This window comes from Microcoleus sp. B9-D4 (genome assembly GCF_036705105.1).
Classification (GTDB): domain Bacteria; phylum Cyanobacteriota; class Cyanobacteriia; order Cyanobacteriales; family Microcoleaceae; genus Microcoleus.
Genome location: NZ_JAUBTS010000054.1, coordinates 16,040 through 31,878 on the forward strand (window position 1 = coordinate 16,040; position 15,839 = coordinate 31,878).

General features: G+C 44.4%; 20 protein-coding genes. 15 read left to right on the plus strand and 5 right to left on the minus strand.

Going from position 1 to position 15,839, the window contains the following annotated elements:
* Positions 1–102: 102 nt before the first annotated feature.
* Positions 103–306 carry a photosystem II reaction center phosphoprotein PsbH gene (gene psbH, locus QUB24_RS25115; RefSeq protein ID WP_015176007.1) on the minus strand — a complete coding sequence of 68 codons (204 nt, stop codon included), beginning with the start codon at positions 304–306 and terminating at the stop codon, positions 103–105.
* Positions 307–519: 213 nt separating this feature from the next.
* Between psbH and psbN the strand changes: the two genes are divergently transcribed.
* The 8 genes from psbN to QUB24_RS25155 all read left to right on the plus strand — a co-directional run bounded on the left by psbN (position 520) and on the right by QUB24_RS25155 (position 7,716).
* A complete protein-coding gene (gene psbN / locus QUB24_RS25120) occupies positions 520–651 on the plus strand; it encodes a photosystem II reaction center protein PsbN (RefSeq protein ID WP_006633693.1) in 132 nt (43 codons plus the stop codon).
* A complete protein-coding gene (locus tag QUB24_RS25125) occupies positions 632–835 on the plus strand; it encodes a hypothetical protein (protein ID WP_333156306.1) in 204 nt (67 codons plus the stop codon). Before psbN ends, QUB24_RS25125 begins: the two co-directional genes overlap by 20 nt.
* A 59-nt stretch (positions 836–894) precedes the next feature.
* On the plus strand, positions 895–1,995 hold the full coding sequence (gene aroC, locus QUB24_RS25130; RefSeq protein ID WP_333156308.1) for a chorismate synthase: 1,101 nt from the start codon (positions 895–897) through the stop codon (positions 1,993–1,995).
* A 1-nt stretch (position 1,996) separates the two neighbouring features.
* The gene (locus QUB24_RS25135) at positions 1,997–2,908 is read left to right on the plus strand and encodes an MBL fold metallo-hydrolase (RefSeq protein WP_333156309.1); all 912 of its coding nucleotides are present in this window, start codon (positions 1,997–1,999) and stop codon (positions 2,906–2,908) included.
* Positions 2,909–3,542: 634 nt separating this feature from the next.
* Positions 3,543–4,466, plus strand: a complete 924-nt coding sequence (locus tag QUB24_RS25140) for a hypothetical protein (RefSeq protein ID WP_333156311.1) — start codon at positions 3,543–3,545, stop codon at positions 4,464–4,466.
* Positions 4,467–5,656: 1,190 nt separating this feature from the next.
* Entirely contained in the window at positions 5,657–6,256 is a 600-nt protein-coding gene (locus QUB24_RS25145) for a class II aldolase/adducin family protein (protein ID WP_333156312.1), read from the plus strand.
* 262 nt (positions 6,257–6,518) lie between these two features.
* The gene (locus QUB24_RS25150) at positions 6,519–7,073 is read left to right on the plus strand and encodes an Npun_F5560 family protein (protein WP_333156313.1); all 555 of its coding nucleotides are present in this window, start codon (positions 6,519–6,521) and stop codon (positions 7,071–7,073) included.
* Positions 7,066–7,716 (plus strand): hypothetical protein, encoded by a 651-nt coding sequence (locus QUB24_RS25155; RefSeq protein WP_333156314.1) that lies wholly within the window; start codon positions 7,066–7,068, stop codon positions 7,714–7,716. The genes QUB24_RS25150 and QUB24_RS25155 overlap by 8 nt, the downstream gene beginning before the upstream one ends.
* A 44-nt stretch (positions 7,717–7,760) precedes the next feature.
* Here QUB24_RS25155 and QUB24_RS25160 read toward each other — a convergent pair whose 3' ends face one another.
* Entirely contained in the window at positions 7,761–8,105 is a 345-nt protein-coding gene (locus QUB24_RS25160; RefSeq protein WP_333156315.1) for an STAS domain-containing protein, read from the minus strand.
* Positions 8,106–8,453: 348 nt separating this feature from the next.
* On the opposite strand from QUB24_RS25160, the gene QUB24_RS25165 reads away from it, so the two are divergent.
* The 6 genes from QUB24_RS25165 (at position 8,454) to QUB24_RS25190 (ending at position 11,814) form a co-directional block, all read left to right on the plus strand.
* Positions 8,454–9,077: a DedA family protein gene (locus QUB24_RS25165; RefSeq protein WP_333156317.1), complete on the plus strand. Its 624-nt coding sequence runs from the start codon at positions 8,454–8,456 to the stop codon at positions 9,075–9,077.
* 192 nt (positions 9,078–9,269) lie between these two features.
* Positions 9,270–10,004 carry a hypothetical protein gene (locus QUB24_RS25170; RefSeq protein WP_333156319.1) on the plus strand — a complete coding sequence of 245 codons (735 nt, stop codon included), beginning with the start codon at positions 9,270–9,272 and terminating at the stop codon, positions 10,002–10,004.
* A 156-nt stretch (positions 10,005–10,160) separates the two neighbouring features.
* Positions 10,161–10,778, plus strand: a complete 618-nt coding sequence (locus tag QUB24_RS25175; protein ID WP_333156320.1) for a Uma2 family endonuclease — start codon at positions 10,161–10,163, stop codon at positions 10,776–10,778.
* Positions 10,779–10,834: 56 nt separating this feature from the next.
* Positions 10,835–11,326 carry a papain-like cysteine protease family protein gene (locus QUB24_RS25180; RefSeq protein ID WP_333156322.1) on the plus strand — a complete coding sequence of 164 codons (492 nt, stop codon included), beginning with the start codon at positions 10,835–10,837 and terminating at the stop codon, positions 11,324–11,326.
* Positions 11,323–11,646 carry a hypothetical protein gene (locus QUB24_RS25185; protein WP_333156323.1) on the plus strand — a complete coding sequence of 108 codons (324 nt, stop codon included), beginning with the start codon at positions 11,323–11,325 and terminating at the stop codon, positions 11,644–11,646. Before QUB24_RS25180 ends, QUB24_RS25185 begins: the two co-directional genes overlap by 4 nt.
* A 36-nt stretch (positions 11,647–11,682) precedes the next feature.
* On the plus strand, positions 11,683–11,814 hold the full coding sequence (locus tag QUB24_RS25190) for a hypothetical protein (RefSeq protein ID WP_333156324.1): 132 nt from the start codon (positions 11,683–11,685) through the stop codon (positions 11,812–11,814).
* 43 nt (positions 11,815–11,857) lie between these two features.
* Here QUB24_RS25190 and QUB24_RS25195 read toward each other — a convergent pair whose 3' ends face one another.
* The 3 genes from QUB24_RS25195 to QUB24_RS25205 form a co-directional block, all read right to left on the minus strand.
* Positions 11,858–12,793, minus strand: coding sequence for a type IV pilin-like G/H family protein (locus QUB24_RS25195; RefSeq protein WP_333156326.1), 936 nt, complete (start codon positions 12,791–12,793; stop codon positions 11,858–11,860).
* 54 nt (positions 12,794–12,847) lie between these two features.
* Positions 12,848–13,897: a hypothetical protein gene (locus QUB24_RS25200; protein WP_333156327.1), complete on the minus strand. Its 1,050-nt coding sequence runs from the start codon at positions 13,895–13,897 to the stop codon at positions 12,848–12,850.
* A gap of 116 nt (positions 13,898–14,013) precedes the next feature.
* Positions 14,014–14,424 (minus strand): hypothetical protein, encoded by a 411-nt coding sequence (locus QUB24_RS25205; protein WP_333156328.1) that lies wholly within the window; start codon positions 14,422–14,424, stop codon positions 14,014–14,016.
* Positions 14,425–14,683: 259 nt separating this feature from the next.
* On the opposite strand from QUB24_RS25205, the gene QUB24_RS25210 reads away from it, so the two are divergent.
* The gene (locus QUB24_RS25210; protein ID WP_333156330.1) at positions 14,684–15,469 is read left to right on the plus strand and encodes a pentapeptide repeat-containing protein; all 786 of its coding nucleotides are present in this window, start codon (positions 14,684–14,686) and stop codon (positions 15,467–15,469) included.
* Positions 15,470–15,839: the final 370 nt, after the last annotated feature.

Here is a 15,839-nt window from a genome sequence, read left to right on the forward strand (position 1 = left end):
AAGTAATCGGAAAGGGTAAGGAAAAACGGGAAAACTTAGCTTTTGCCCTTTCTCCTCAACCCTCAGCTTTTACTTTTAGCCTTACTGTTTTGTGATCAATTTTTAGCGGCCGAGACTCGACCAGTCCATATCCACACTCTCCAGAATCAGAGAAGAGTTGTAGATTTGCAAAATAATCAACAAGAACACGAAAAACAGTCCAATGAACACGCTCATCAACAGCGTGGTGCCCCAGCCGGGGGCTACCTTGCCGTATTCCGAGTTAAGGGGTTTGAGTATATCTCCTAACCAAGTCCGTTGTGCCATAAGTCACCTGCAATGAATCTCTACAGAAAAGTTTGACATATTTCTACCGCTAATTGCGATCGCAATTTCTCAGAAATGCTGCAGGGGGGACTCGGAAAACGGGGAGTGGCGGTTGGCTGCCATACCGTACAGCGCCTAAAATCACGAGACTTTCAGACGGATTGTTATTTTTTGTAATATTATAGAGTGGAGCACTCATAATCGATCAAAAATATGGAACCCGCAGCAGTTCTCGGCATTTCACTGGGCGTGTGTCTGGTGGCAATCACCGGATTCTCGATCTACACCGCTTTCGGTCCCCCTTCTAAGGAATTGAGAGATCCTTTTGAAGAACACGAAGACTAAAGAAGGAAGAAGAAGGAAGAAGGAAGAAGGAAGAAGGAAGAAGGAAGAAGGAATATTTTTTTATCTCCCTCTCTCGCCATCTCCCTCTCCCCATCTCCCTCGGAGATATTTTTATACTGGGAAGGGAGTGATGCTGTGGGGCGATCGCCTGTCGCCTACTCGTCAAATGGTATATTTTTCATAAATACAGTAAATCTCTATTCCATTTAAGCTAAAAATTATTAGGTGTCAGGCTAAAGCATCATGGGGAACACATTTGGGCATTTATTTCGGATATCGACATTTGGGGAATCTCACGGCGGCGGTGTGGGAGTAGTAATTGACGGTTGCCCGCCCCTGGTGTCGATCGACGCATCGGAAATTCAAGCCGAACTCGATCGCCGTCGCCCTGGCCAAAGCAAAATTACTACGCCCCGCAAAGAAGCAGATACCTGCGAAATTCTGTCGGGGGTGTTTGAAGGCAAAACTTTGGGAACGCCGATCGCCATTTTAGTCCGCAATCAAGACACTCGCCCCCAAGATTACGGCGAAATGGCGACAACTTACCGCCCCTCCCACGCTGATGCTACCTACGATGCTAAGTACGGAATTCGTAACTGGCAAGGTGGAGGTCGCAGTTCGGCGAGAGAGACAATAGGTAGAGTAGCAGCAGGGGCGATCGCTAAAAAAATTCTCAAACAAGCAGCAGGAGTCGAAATAGTCGGCTACGTCAAACGCATCAAAGACTTAGAATGTGTCGCCGACCCGGACACTGTTACCTTAGAACAAGTAGAAAGCAACATCGTCCGCTGTCCAGATGCCGAATGTGCCGAAAGAATGATTGAACTGATCGAAAAAGTTCGCGACAGCGGAGATTCGATCGGCGGTGTAGTCGAATGCGTCGCCCGCCATGTACCCAAAGGGCTGGGAATGCCCGTATTCGACAAACTCGAAGCCGACTTGGCCAAAGCCATCATGTCCTTGCCCGCCAGCAAAGGCTTTGAAATAGGTTCCGGGTTTGCCGGGACTCTGCTCAAAGGCAGCGAACATAATGATGAATACTATACTGATGATAAGGGTGTAATTCGTACAGTGACGAATCGCTCTGGTGGAATTCAGGGTGGGATTGCTAACGGCGAAAATATCATTTTGCGGGCGGCATTCAAGCCGACTGCGACAATTCGCCAGCAGCAGCGCACCGTTACCCGAGAAGGCGAAGAAACGCTGCTGGCTGCCAAGGGACGGCATGACCCTTGTGTTTTGCCAAGAGCTGTGCCAATGGTGGAAGCGATGGTAGCTTTAGTGTTGTGCGATCATCTGCTGCGCCATCACGGACAATGTGGAACCTTAAAGCCTGAATTTTAAAATGGAAATCAGCTTGTCCTCTGTAGCGGCAACTCCCGTTGATTGCCCTCAACCCTCCGAATCAATAAAAGGTATAGATGATTTTGTCGTACAGTTCTGGGGCGTGCGGGGCAGTGTTCCGACACCCGGACAGGAAACTGTTCGCTACGGCGGCAATACTTCTTGTTTGGAAATGCGAGTCGCTGGCAAACGCTTGATTTTTGACGGCGGAACAGGCTTGCGGATGCTGGGAGACCAGTTGGTGCAAGAAATGCCTGTGCAAGCTTATATGTTTTTTACTCACTATCACTGGGATCACATTCAAGGTTTCCCGCTGTTCGCCCCAGCTTTCATCCGGGGCAATAGCTTTGATATTTACGGGGCGACTCCGCCGGATGGAGATTGCATGAAAAGGCACTTCGTTGAACGGGTGCTCCACTCGAATTCGCCGGTGCCGCTGATGGGTTTGCAGGCAGATTTGAATTTTTACGAACTCAATCACAACCAGACGATGATGCTGGACGATATTGAGATTAGGACGGGTTCTCTGAATCACCCTAATACTGCTATGGGATATCGGGTCAGTTGGCAGGGACGATCTGTTGTTTATTGTTCGGATACTGAGCATTTTCCCGATCGACTAGATGAGAATGTCTACAATTTAGCCCTCGACGCTGACGTGCTGATTTACGATGCGATGTACACAGACGAGGAATATCACAACCCCAAGTCTCCGAAGGTGGGTTGGGGACACTCGACTTGGCAGGAAGCGGTGAGAATGGCTAAGGAGGCCCGGGTGAAACGAGTGGTGATTTTTCACCATGATCCGGCTCATACTGACGATTTTCTCGATCGCATCGCCGAAGACGTGCAAATCGCTTTTCCGAAGGCTGTCATGGCCCGCGAGGGTCTTATTTTGCCGATCGGCTTCTGAACATTCGCCCTTGTGAGATCGATCGAACCATCAACCGATCAAACCATAATTGTTATGTGAATATGTGGATCAGGTCTCGCGCCCCGATCCACAATTTTTTTTAATATGCAGCAAACTCTTAACTGCATGGTATAATTCTTGCTTGTTAAGTTTTTAGGCACAGTATTTAAGGTTTTTTTTATTCTTCAACCGCGTCCGCAAGACGCCAAGACGTAAGATAATTGGAGGATTGCCAAGGGTGAAAAGGAGACAGTTTTGAATGTCAACAAACACGGGGAGGCGAGGATCTCGCACGCCTGAGTGCTAGTCTGAGGCCAGTAGACTTCCAGAAGCCTTGTTACAGATTAATTATTAAGGACAAAAACTGAAGTTATAGCTCGGATCAAATAAAAGCGCGATCGGTTTTTTGGGCTCATGAATATTGACAAATCTCAAAAGCTAATAGCTTTTAGGTACAAACTGAGAAAATTTTCAGCAGTCAATTTGACTAACCAGAAACAAACGATCGCTCTGGCGTTTGGCAGTAGCTGCGGCAAGCGAATGTTATGACTTGACTATCAAAATGGGAAATTTACGTTTTAGATCTTCAGCAAATCAATACAGATGGATTGCCCTAGGCAGTTTTGCTGTAATTATGGGTATTTCAGGCGCCCTGGCCTACCGCCTCGCCCCGCCCCCCGGATTCATGGCTCAAGGCACTCTCACTTCTAATAATCCGCCAGTCAAATTTTCGACCACGGGCACGACAATTCTCAAGCAGGGAGAGCAACTCACCCCGGAGGTTCTCCTAGCAGATAATGTTGTCAAAGCAGTGGCAGATGCAGTTAAGCTGTCGCCCCAGCAAGTTCGACAAAATGCTAGTGTCAAAATTTCTAAGCCGGAACAACCCCTAGAAATTGTGGTTGGGTATCGCTCGCTCGATCAGGAGCAAGCAATCCAAACGGCGGATATGTTGATGAAGGGCATGGTTGAAAAAAGCCGCCTGATTAACAGATATCGGTGGCAATCAGTCAATCAGTCCCTCAACCAACGCTTGGCACAAGTCACTCAAGACCTGAAACAAGCTCAGCAAAAACTCGACCAATACGAAAGAGAGCGCGCTCGCCTGTTGCAGCAAATGAAGCTTCAGCAAGACTTTTACAACAAAACTCAGCTTGCAATGGCGGATACGCAAGCGTCGGAAAAAGAAATGGTTAGCAGTTTGGCCGCCGCTACAGTGCCGCAAATTGTGGCGACGCCTACGAGCGATCCGACAGTGCCTCTGATTTTGGGAATTGGCTTGCTGTTGGCAATTTTGGTCAGCCGCGGTTTGATTCCTTCGGTGGCGGATTGGAGGTACAAAGCAGCTTTTCAGCGAGAAGAGAGCGAAAGGCTCCAAAGTGCTTTGTACCGACTGATCAAAGAAGGCCGGGGCGAAATAACTCTGGTGCGGTTTGCGATGGAAACGCGGCTGTCGCCGGATGTGGCTCAGCGTTTTTTGAACCAACAAGCTGAAGTTTTTAATGCCAATTGCGAAATTAAAGACGACGGCAGCATTTTGTATCACTTCCACATTTAAAGGGCTGGGGCGATCGCGCTTTACAGAAAAATTTAGCCGATCGGGCCCTGACAGCTCGATCGGCTTGTTTTTTTCTTAATCTGATATCTTGCACCATTGTCAGCAACAGGCTTTTCGGCCTGTTCCACAAGAAAATTTATATGTTGTGGAACAGGCCGAAAAGCCTGTTCATAAAAGACTAATTGAGAATGGTGCAACATCTCAGTTAATAGGACTTATATCAGGTTCGGTCGATCGACTATCCCCCTCTAGGTGGGCGCGGCTTTACGGGATCTATAACTTATACTACACTACAGATTTTGGTGAACCCGCCAACGCGAGCTGGCGTTGCGGTGATTTTACCCGACATGATATTACGCTCAACCCCAGGCCAGCAGTTTCGGGGCAACCACGGGGAGTAGGGGTCGGATTGCCCCTACGGAAAACGATGATTTTGACTCTTGTCGTGCCTTTCTTTGCCTACCCTCCCCATCCACGATTTGCGCTCGTGTTTCAGAGATTGGGGCAGCCACTCTTTGCTGCCCCTACAAGAGAATGAAACAGCCCTGCCCTCAACCCGGTTTCTTAGCTTGTAGGATGCCCAGGAGCTAAAAATTCCTCGATCGATAGAGGTGTTGACTAACCTAGAGCACCCGAAGATTGTGCCAGTTCGTCCCAGACAGGCTAAAAAATATTTTTTGTGTTCCGCTTGCTTTTTGCTTCATTATATGTATAATGATAAAAAATCAGTAAATGTACGGTTGCTTTTTACCGAAGTTACCGGATTAATGGGTACTTTATCCTTAAATATTTATTAAGGTAGAGATAAACTCAGTATAAATGCTGTAGTATAGAACAATAAGCGATTTAGGGATGTTATGTAGTTTCACATCAGAAACTTGATCGGGCAAAAGCCTGGAATTAAACTCCCCGACGGAAAGCGTACATCTTCATATTGAACTTTTGTAATCACCTAGAGGCTAAATCATGATTTTGGGAATAATTGGTTCTTCTTTCCTAGCTTACTTTTTGCTAATGTCGGTAGCTAATTACGGCGACACTGGAATGTAGATTAGTTAAGGCACTTATGCACCGAGACATAAGGCCGCAGGCAAAAAAAGCTGTTTGACAACTTCTTGACAACTTCGATGATTAAGTCTCAGCTTAGGCAATGTCTTTCGTGTCAGAGTCCTGTCTGATAGGACAAAAAAATGGATGAAGGAGTCGTTAAGTACCGCTGTGATTGGGAAGAGGCAGGCCCTGTAGCGGCCACCAACATAGCAGATTTGATGGACTGGCGCGATCGGCTCCACTCTTGGGGATTAATTGGCGTATACGAAAATGGCATAGGGTTTGGCAACGTCAGCGTCAGACTCGGCAATTCTGGCCAATTCGTGATTTCGGGAACCCAGACTGCACACTTGAAGACTCTGGGACCAGAATTCTACTGTACTGTTACCGAATTTAACTTAGAACAAAATTTCCTCGGCTGCCGGGGCCCCGTACAAGCTTCGTCGGAGTCCCTGACTCACGCGGCCCTGTACCTTGAGAGAGAGGATGTGAGCGGGATAATTCACGTCCACAATCCTAAGCTATGGAAGCAACTGCTGTTTAAGATTCCTACTACTAGAAAAGAAATACCTTACGGCACTCCCCAGATGGCCTTAGAAATGTTTAGACTTTTTGAGGAGGAGAATTTGGCCGATCGCAAAATTCTGGCGATGGCCGGTCACGAGGACGGAATTATCTGTTTTGGCAGCACATTGGACGAAGCTGGCAAAGTGCTTTGTGCTGCGATCGGTTACACATGATATCTTGCACTATTCTGAGAAAAATCTAAGAAACCTGGTTTATTGACAAAAAACCTAGGATTTTACCTGTGTATATGGCAAGAAACTAAGGTGATGACGTGGATGCCTGATTTGAGTTAGACTGAGCTTTACCCTTGACATTGGGCCGCTGGCTCAATTTAGCTGAAGGGGTTCAAAACTTTTGAAGTGCCTCTTGCCTCTGCGGTAAGGGAAAGATATTTTTAAAGAGAAACACATTATATAACAAAAGCTGAGAGTCATCGTGAATCAAACTAAACTTGTAAGCTCCAAAGAATTGCAATCAGAGGTATCTCGTCTCACCGAAGAGCTGCAAATGCGCGACCAATTGGTGCAGCAGTTGTCTCAAGAACTTTTCCGGCTGGTGAAGGGCAATTCTAATTTTGTGCCAGCGCCGGAAGTTTCCGATCGCCACCAAGCTCAAATGCAGGCAATGCGGGAACAACTCCAAGCTGTTGAAGAACAGGTGAGTTTTTATCAGGAACAAATCGCCGAACGGGATGCTGAGGTTTACCAACTGCGGCAGTCGGTGCAAGAATTGACGGATCGCTCTCGGATGCTAGAACAGGTGGTTCAGGAATTGCCGGGGGTTTACCGCCAGAAGTTTGCCGAGCGGCTCGATCCGATTAAGGAAAAGTTGGAGCAATTGCAAAAGGAAAACCGCCAGTTGCACACTGAGTTGCAAAGCGTAACTTACCGTCTCGCGGTGCGGAGCCGCAAGGCTAAGGGCCTGGATCTGCCGAGCGTCGATGAAACGGACGATCGGGGAATTCAAATGCCGAGCTTTGGCAATGTCTAAGGTTTTGATTGTGGCGGGTGGTGAGAAAGATCCGGCCGCAAGTCTCTCCGCGGCGATCGCTCAATCTGATCCTTTAACTGAAGTCAATATCTGTGGGGTTTCTGAACTCGATTCTGGCGCGATCGCTCCGGGTGGGGCGATCTTTTGTCCTTTGACGCTGGATGTGCCAGAAAATCTGGTTTTTCCGGCTCAAGAGGTGTTTCGATTTTGTAGCAATGTTTCGGCAGCGCGCGATCGAGTGTCCCAGGAGTTGCTTTTTCCCGTCGGCGGTGGCAATTTTTGGCTGCCTGTGGTGTTGACGGCAAAGGGCCCACTGTATGCTGAGGTGATTGGTGGGGAACCTTCTAAGCAGTCTGGCGAGTTTAGTTACTCTCAACCGGTGCATTTGTCGGATGTTTGGCGACAGCAGTTGTATGAGTTGGCTTACCGCTTGCTGAATCTTTTAAATGCGCCGCCAGCGACTTATTTGATGCAGTTCGGGTTCGTAGGGGAAAGGATTTGTTTCGATCGACTTTGGCCTTTTCCGGCTGCACCTGCGATCGCTTCTGTCGGCGTTCAAGTGCCGGATTTATTTGTTTGTCATTGGTATTGCTTGACAAATCAACCTATTTATGATATAGAAATTAGCTCTGCGGTTGCTTGAAGTCTCTGGGAAACTTGAGTTTTGAACTGGGCAGCTAATTTTAATCAAGCCACTAAAGCCGGAGTTTCAGTGGAGATAACTTGCTCGAAACTGTCGAAGATTTCAAAGAGTTGGTCGAGTTGAGTAATTTCAAATATTAGCTTGACTGTAACTGAGAGGTTGCAGATGACGAGGCGGCATCCCCGGTGGCGGGCGGCGTTGAGTCCGCCGACTAAGGCACAGAGCCCGGAACTGTCGATGAAATCTACGGCGGCCATGTCTATTACCCAGAGTTTGTGGCGATCGGGCACAATCTCGGCTAGCTGTTGCTGGAGGAGGCTGCCGGCTTGGGAGTCGAGGCAGTTGTGAGGTTGAAGGACGATGGGTGGGTTGAAGTTGGGAGATTCCATAGCAGTTATCCTACGCTCGTAAAGTATGAATAAGTTAGTTTAGTTGCTGACTCTCTTAGGAGACTCAGGGGATTTCCGCGTATGTTTTAGGATGGGCCATCGCCCTTGTGGGAATCGGTGGCGATCGCCGTTGTGATAAATTTAGTAGGAAACTGGCTAGCGATCGCGCGGAACGCAACCGCAACAATTCTCTATTCCTCTAGTATGCCTGAAAGGCTAATTTTTAGTTGGGCCAGCGATCGCGACAACAGTGTGTTTTTCATCACAGCGAAAGATTGCACTATTGGCTGAATCGAGCCAATATATAAATGTATTGAGCTTTGCAAAAGTTTACGAAGGCAGTATCGAATGTCTTTTGAGTTTTTATCGTTAGAGACTATTCAGCAGTTTGCGCGCGATTACGGCTACTGGGCAGTATTTCTGGGAATTTTGCTGGAAAATCTGGGAGTTCCTCTTCCAGGCGAGACTATTACGATTGCTGGCGGGTTTTTAGCTGGCAGCGGGGAACTGAATTACTGGTTTGTGCTCGGCAGTGCGATCGCTGGTGCTACATTGGGGGGAAATTTTGGTTATGCGATCGGCAGGTACGGCGGCTGGCCGCTGCTGCTGAAGCTGGGACAATTTTTCCGCTTTCGAGAAGAACAACTGTTTGACTTAAAAGAACAGTTTAGCAAAAATGCAGCTAAAGCCGTATTTTTGGGTCGTTTCATCGCATTGCTGCGAATTTTTGCTAGCCCCCTAGCAGGTATTGCAGAAATGCCTTTTTGGAAATTTTCGCTGTTCAATGTTCTGGGTGCTGCAAGCTGGGCATCTGTAATGGTAAGTTTATCCTACTTCTTGGGACAAGTTGTGTCTTTAGAGAAATTGGTAGCTTGGGCTGCTCAATTTGCGGTATTTGCTTTGCTGTTAGCAGTTGCTTGGATTGCAATTCCTATTTGGTTGGAGTCGCGGACTTTGGACAAGAGTAAGTAGGGTTGGAAGGCGTTCCCCAAAAACTCAATATTCTTGTGGAACGGGCATCTTGCCCGTTCTTCAGAATAGTGAAATATATGAAAATCACATTTTGCACCAATGTCAGCAACGGGCTAGAAGCCCGTTCCACAAATAATAAACTTTCTTCTGAGTTGGACTTCGACACCATACATTTATAAATAGGTCGAAATCATGGGATACACTACAACATTTGACGGAATATTTCATTTAAATAAACGGTTATTAGACAGCGAAGCTATTTACTTATTGGAGTTTTCTCGAACTAGACGAATGAAGCGAAATCCGGCGATTTTGCAAAGTATTCCCGATCCAGCGAGAGAAGCAGTTGGTTTGCCTTTGGGCGAAGAAGGCTGCTATTTTGTGAATGAAAAATGGGATGAAGATTCCGAAGTTTCTGTTGTTAATTACAACCGCCCGCCTAAGACTCAGCCCGGATTGTGGTTTCAGTGGATTCCGACTGCTGACGGCGGTGGGATTCAGTGGAATGGCATGGAAAAGTTTTATGATTATGTCGAATGGTTGCAGTATATTATCAACAATTTTATTGAACCTTGGGGTTATGTTTTGAGAGGCGAAGTGAATTGGCAAGGGGAAAGAGAAGAAGATGTGGGTATGATTTGGGTTGAGAATAATGTGATTATTTCGCCCGAAGGTGCAGAGGAATTGTTGAGGTATGCGGTGTCACCGGTATCGGTGCCAAAGTTTGTTTGGGATTGTTTCAAGACGATGGAAGCGACGGGATTTTCTTTGAGGGATTGGAAGGAGGTAATTGATAAAGCTGTGGAGTTGGGACACGGGGAAGCTGCACTGTGGATCAAGCCTAATTTTGACAAGTATTTTGATGGTATGGAGCGGGGTTTTGAGTTTGAAGGAGAGGTAATGGAAACACAAGATGAGGATTTGTGAGCTGTAGTTTGGATTAAACTTAGGCATGATGCCCAGAAACCGGGTTTTTTCCCAATCTGCGTCCTACAACGAAGTATTTCGTAAAAAACCCGGTTTCTTTGGTCGTAGCGCGTCCAGGACTATATAATTGTAAGTACGATCGTCCGAGGATTTACTATGACGGCCTTAACAGAAATACGCGAAGCAATCGAGAAAGCACAGCCTTATTACTCTCCATTCGAGTATTTTGAATTAGAAGAGGGAGCAGAGTATAAAAGTGAATATCATAGCGGTCAAATATTACCAATGGCGCTTGATTCCGCCAATCACAACCTGATAGTAGGTAATTTGATTGCTCCTTTGAACTTCGCTTTGAAAAAACAGAGAGATTATCATTTATTTGCTTTAGGTTTGCGTTTGTGGATACCGCAGAAGCAAGTTTGTACTTATCCTGATGTGATGTTAGTGGCCGGGAAGTTGGAGTTTGCGGAGGGTAGGAAAGATACGATTACTAATGCGGTGATGGTGGCTGAGGTTTTATCGGAATCGACGGCGGATTATGACAGAGGTGGCAAGTTTAAACTTTTTCGCATGATTCCTACTTTTCGAGAGTATGTTTTGATCGATCAATACGAGATGCACGTCGAACAGTTTGTTAAGACGGATGATAATAAGTGGGTTTTGTCTGAGTATGATGGTGCTGATGCGGTGTTAAAATTGAGTTGTATGGAGTTTGAGATGCTGTTGGGTGATATTTACGATCGTGTGGATTTTGAATCTGAGTCGGAGGAGTGAGCGATCGGATTTTGGGGAGAATCAGCTATTATATGTATGTGTATCGATCGGGTTAAATGCAGGAACTTTCGGGGGCTGGCGGGAATTGGCGGGTTATTGATGAGATAGTTGACGCCAATGTTGTGCAGCAACAAGACAATTTATCTTGCGGGCCTGCTTGCGGTGAAATGTTGCTTAGGAATCGGGGGGTAAATGATATCGATCGGTATGCGATCGCTTCGGAAAGTGGAGTACCCGTAAGTCCGCAAGTTTTGGCTAGCGTACTTAATGCACTCAATTCCACGTCTTCCGATCGGTGGGTAGGAAATTCTCTTAGTATTCCCGGGGCATCTGACATTCAACTCATTGAGGTTCTCAATACTACAGGGTCATGGGCAGCAATGCTGTGGGAATCTGAGAAAACCATCGGTCACATGATAATTGTTGATGGGTTTGATGATGAAGAAAAGATATTAATTCGCGACCCTTGGGCTGGCACGAAATATAAAATGGATATAGAGGAGTTTCTGAATTACTGGACTCTGTTTGCAGTTTACCGGGCGGGATGATGAACGTAACAATTTTGGCTGTTGAATCAGGAAAGGAAGCTGACTCACTCGACGTTTTACTATCGATTGGGGAAGAGAAAAAATCGTTTAGATTTATCAGGGAGTTTGACCTTATTGGCGGTCATAAAATTCAGATTATTAAACATGAGGATAAGTTTTGGGACACTTTTAAGTTTAATCAGCATATTGTTTTTAAGGTGACTGAGTTGGTTTTGGGGAAATACCGAGGGGAAGTCTTGGAACTGCCAGCGGATTTGGGAGAGTTTGGCCGGAAGGTAAAGGCGATCGCACTTCAAAAAGCTGTTCAAACGCCGTCATAGGATGCTGCGAAAAAGTGAGGCGGAAAGAAGGGCGCTATGACTTTATTTGTGATTAGTCTTGGACGCGCCGGAGCCCAGAAACCGGGTTTTTTACGAAAATACTTCGTGACAGCCCGCAGATTTGGTAAAAACCCGGTTTCTTCGATCGGAGTGCGTAATGCCTGTTGATACTAAGTCAATTGCGGATATGCTATTGATTTTGAAGCAAGTTTCACCGCAGCACGTCTGAATAACCAGAAGGACATTGTATGTCGGGAGAATTAGTAGCTGTTGGTGTTCCAGGAAGCTCTTGTGATGGTTGATTGCTTTCGCAAAGTCTAGATTGTGTAGATGTATATTGACCATCAGAGTTTTTAGTTAAAAAAACTATACCTGTATAGTTCTTTAATCCCTCTCTCTTGGCTAAGCCGAGCGCTTGCACCCAACGATTATCATTACTCAAAACAATACTATATGAGTAATTTTCTGTTTCTGATTTTATACCTACTCCCAATTCTTCTTGGGTAGATGCGAAACGTCCTTTTTCAGCGTAAACAGCTTGTTGTCCTTTGCTCATTGAACTAACATACTGTTTCGCTTCTGACTGTCTAGCCAATTTCTGTTGATCTTGCACATTAAAGACTCTAACATTAGCAGGCAATGTCGTTTGCTCAGAGATTTTCTGAAAAAGCTTTGCATTGTCACTAAAAGAAGTGGGTCGGGGCTGGGAATCTAAATTATCTAATTGTAAGCGCAATTGACCATCAGCCGTTAAATCAAAAATTGTCTTTGCAAAAATTTGTCCTCCCGCTAATAAATCCAGATGTTTCGGTTGAGGATTTACATTAGTCTGGTACTCCATTCCTGAAGCTAAAATAGGTGTCTGCAAAATAAATAACTTTCCTTCCGGCGTAAAAATTAATTTTAAAGAATATTCACCAGAAATTTGCTCTTGCCATTGACCTATCAATTGTTTAGCAACAGAATTTTCAGGAGTTGCAGTAGCTACAGAAGTTGACGTTGAAGTTGACGTTGAAGTTGAAGAATTTTTAGGATTCAGTAAATTATATAATCCAAAGCCAGCTAAGGCTAACACTAATGTCGAGCCAGCACCAATTAATGCCCATTTCCAAGGTGTAAGGTTAGAGTCTCTTTGAGGGGGAGTCATAATGATTTCTTTGAGTTGAGTGTATATAAAGATAGGAAGCTACCTATTAATTAATTATTGAGAAGTCATAGTCACAGTATAGTTTGTGTTCCCTCCTTTTTCTTTAACCACAACAATATAGTTGTCAGCACCTAAGTTTCTTTTAATTGTTCCGGCCGAATTGCTATCAGCCAAAGTATCACCTCTCTGTTCTCCATAATCTATAACTCCATTACCATTTGTATCAACATAGAGCCACATTCCAACTTGGTTAGTTACTTGATCTAAGATTATGTTGACATTACTGGTACTCTTCAAATTAAACAAGTAATATTTTTGGCGATTTTGGCGATTTAAAGAACCAGTGTCACTAAAAGTCTTACTGTCTTGCAAAGACTTAACATTAATTGCATCATTTGTATTGCTAACAATTTGAAGGTTATAGTCACTATTGCCACCTTTAAATTTAACATTAGCAATATAGCTATCCGGCCCTAAAGTTCTACTAATTGTTCCAGGAGAATTGCTATCAGCCAAAGCATCACCTATCTGTTCTCCATAATCTATAATTTTATTACCATTTGTGTCAACATAGAGCCACATTCCAACTTGGTTACTCACGTTATCCAAGTAAAGACTGACATTGCTTGGCTTATCTTTTATGGTGAAAAAGTAAGTTCTTTCCTGGTCTTTGGATGTGATCCGATCGCTAAAAATGCGACTTTCTTTTAAAATACCAATATTAGGATCGCTGGATTTCTTGGGTTCTACGACAGGTTTTTGCTCAATATCAGGTGTTTTCGTTGGGGATGGCGAAACTGGCGCTGGAGTTGGCGGTGCAGGAGAAGGAGTGGATGTCGGTGATGAAAAAGGAATAGGATCTTGTTTAACAGGCTCAGATGAAGGGGGAAATTTGGGGGGTAACGCTGGGGTTTCAGTCGCCGCTTTAGGCTCTGATGGATTATCACATCTCAAAAAGCCAACGTTTACGCCTTTCAAATTACACAGAAATTTATCTCCAAAAATAAATACTAAAATACCAGTAATTACCCCTAGAATAGCGACAACCTCTTTCCAATTTAGCCCACCGCCGCCGCCGCTACCGCCGCTACTACCAGATGACATTAATATTTTCCTCTTCTACTAAGAATTGTTGTTCAGTCACATTGCTTTCTAATAACTAGCCTGATGTTGTTGAGAACGACATCAAGCTAGTAGCGTTGATTTTTGCCGAGTTCCACCTAATCATCTTTTATATTTAAGTTGCTGACAGTGAAGGTATTGAATATATTTTCTAAACCTCCATTACTGAATACTAATCCTGTTAACGCCCAACTTCCATCTGTATAACGAGAAAATGTAGCTTCTCCTGCGCCCGAGTAGTTGACTTGTCTTTGTTCCGTTTTTATCCTTAAATCTGATACCTGTAATGTAGCTACAGCAGTATTATCTTGATTTTCCCGAACTCCTACTACCTTAATTGTCCCATCAGATTGTTTCCACTTATTAACCATTTTTTCTGCTTTACTTGCAGACAGGGATTTATCTTGTTTTATCAAGTCACAGCCAGTAGTTAAAGTAGACAATACTCCTACACTACCAATGTAAGATAAGGTAATTAAACTGAATGTTAGCAGTTTTTTACTTAACATGAAGCTTCCTATTAATTAATTATCAGCAATATTTGATCGAGGCTGGGATATTCTATGAGACTCCAACACAAACACTGTTTCTGTTGATTACATTCCATATTATCAAATCCACATCTGTCTTAAGAGTCAAAAAAGTAATATAAAAGTATTGGAAAAGTAGTATAAAAGTAACAATCCAAGTCTAGAGACCAAGTGGCTGGACTGTGGCGCTAGAATCTGGTATAGTGTGAGAGTTTTAGGTGTGAGGGGAGTTTAACATATGACCGTTGACGAAGCCATCGCGATCGCAGAAACAGCCCTCAACTACGATCGCCTCAACAAAGTTCAAGAGATAGTGTTTCGTCAATCCTGGGAAGGGCGGTCTTATAAAGAAATTGCAGCCAGCACTGAATATGAATATGATTATATCAAAGATGCTGGCGCTAAACTATGGAAACTACTTTCAAAAGCACTAGAAGAAAAAGTCAAAAAAGACAATCTCAAATCAGTCTTAAAGCGATACTTACGGCGAACTCAAGTGAATTTACAGCGAAATCTGACAATAGAAGTTAACCTCAGCGGTGCTAATCTCAGTGGAGCAAACTTAAGCGGTGCTAGATTATTCGCAAATTTAAATGAAGCTGATTATGTTCAAACCGATTTAGATAAAACAATAAATGCTGATAGTGCAACTGAATTATCTGAGTCAGAAAACGAAATTAACTGGAATGGTTTTCGCTTTCACTCCGACGCACAAGTGAAAATTGCCGAAATACTCGATCGCACTTCCACTCTCTTCATCCCCAACTCCCAACTGCGACTGACAACACCCGCCGGCAGACAAAACCAAGAAGCTGACTTTCTGATCTTCCACCAAAACAAGCTAGGGATACTGAAAATTGACAGTGGATCATCCCATCCAAACGCAACAGAAGATGAAATGTGCCAGCTTTTCATAGATTCTGGCATCAGTCTTGTCAAACATTACGATGCTACCCGATGCAGCGAACAACCGGATCTAGTTGTGCAGGAGTTTTTGGAAATTTTGAGTCACGTACAAGCCTAATAAGGTGTTTTTTATTTAAACTGTGATACAAACATTACCTTGGTTTTTGATGTTTTCTCCTTTCAACAATTAACCATCCTTCATTTCAGAGTCGATGTAATAAATAGTATAGCTCTTCAATTAATTTAAACATTCGGCGGAAATCTTTCCATTAATTCACGGAATTAATTGAGAATTATACCGTATTTAAAAGCACAATAGTTTATTTTTATTTTAGTTAAAATTGTAGCAACGAGTCATCTGTTGTGAATTCCTTTTTCTCTTTCTTCCTCTGTCTCCTCTGCGTCCTCTGCGGTTACTTTCAAAAGTATAAATTTAACCGCAGATCTACACAGATGAAGGCAGATTGAGATTGTCTGTTATTGCACAA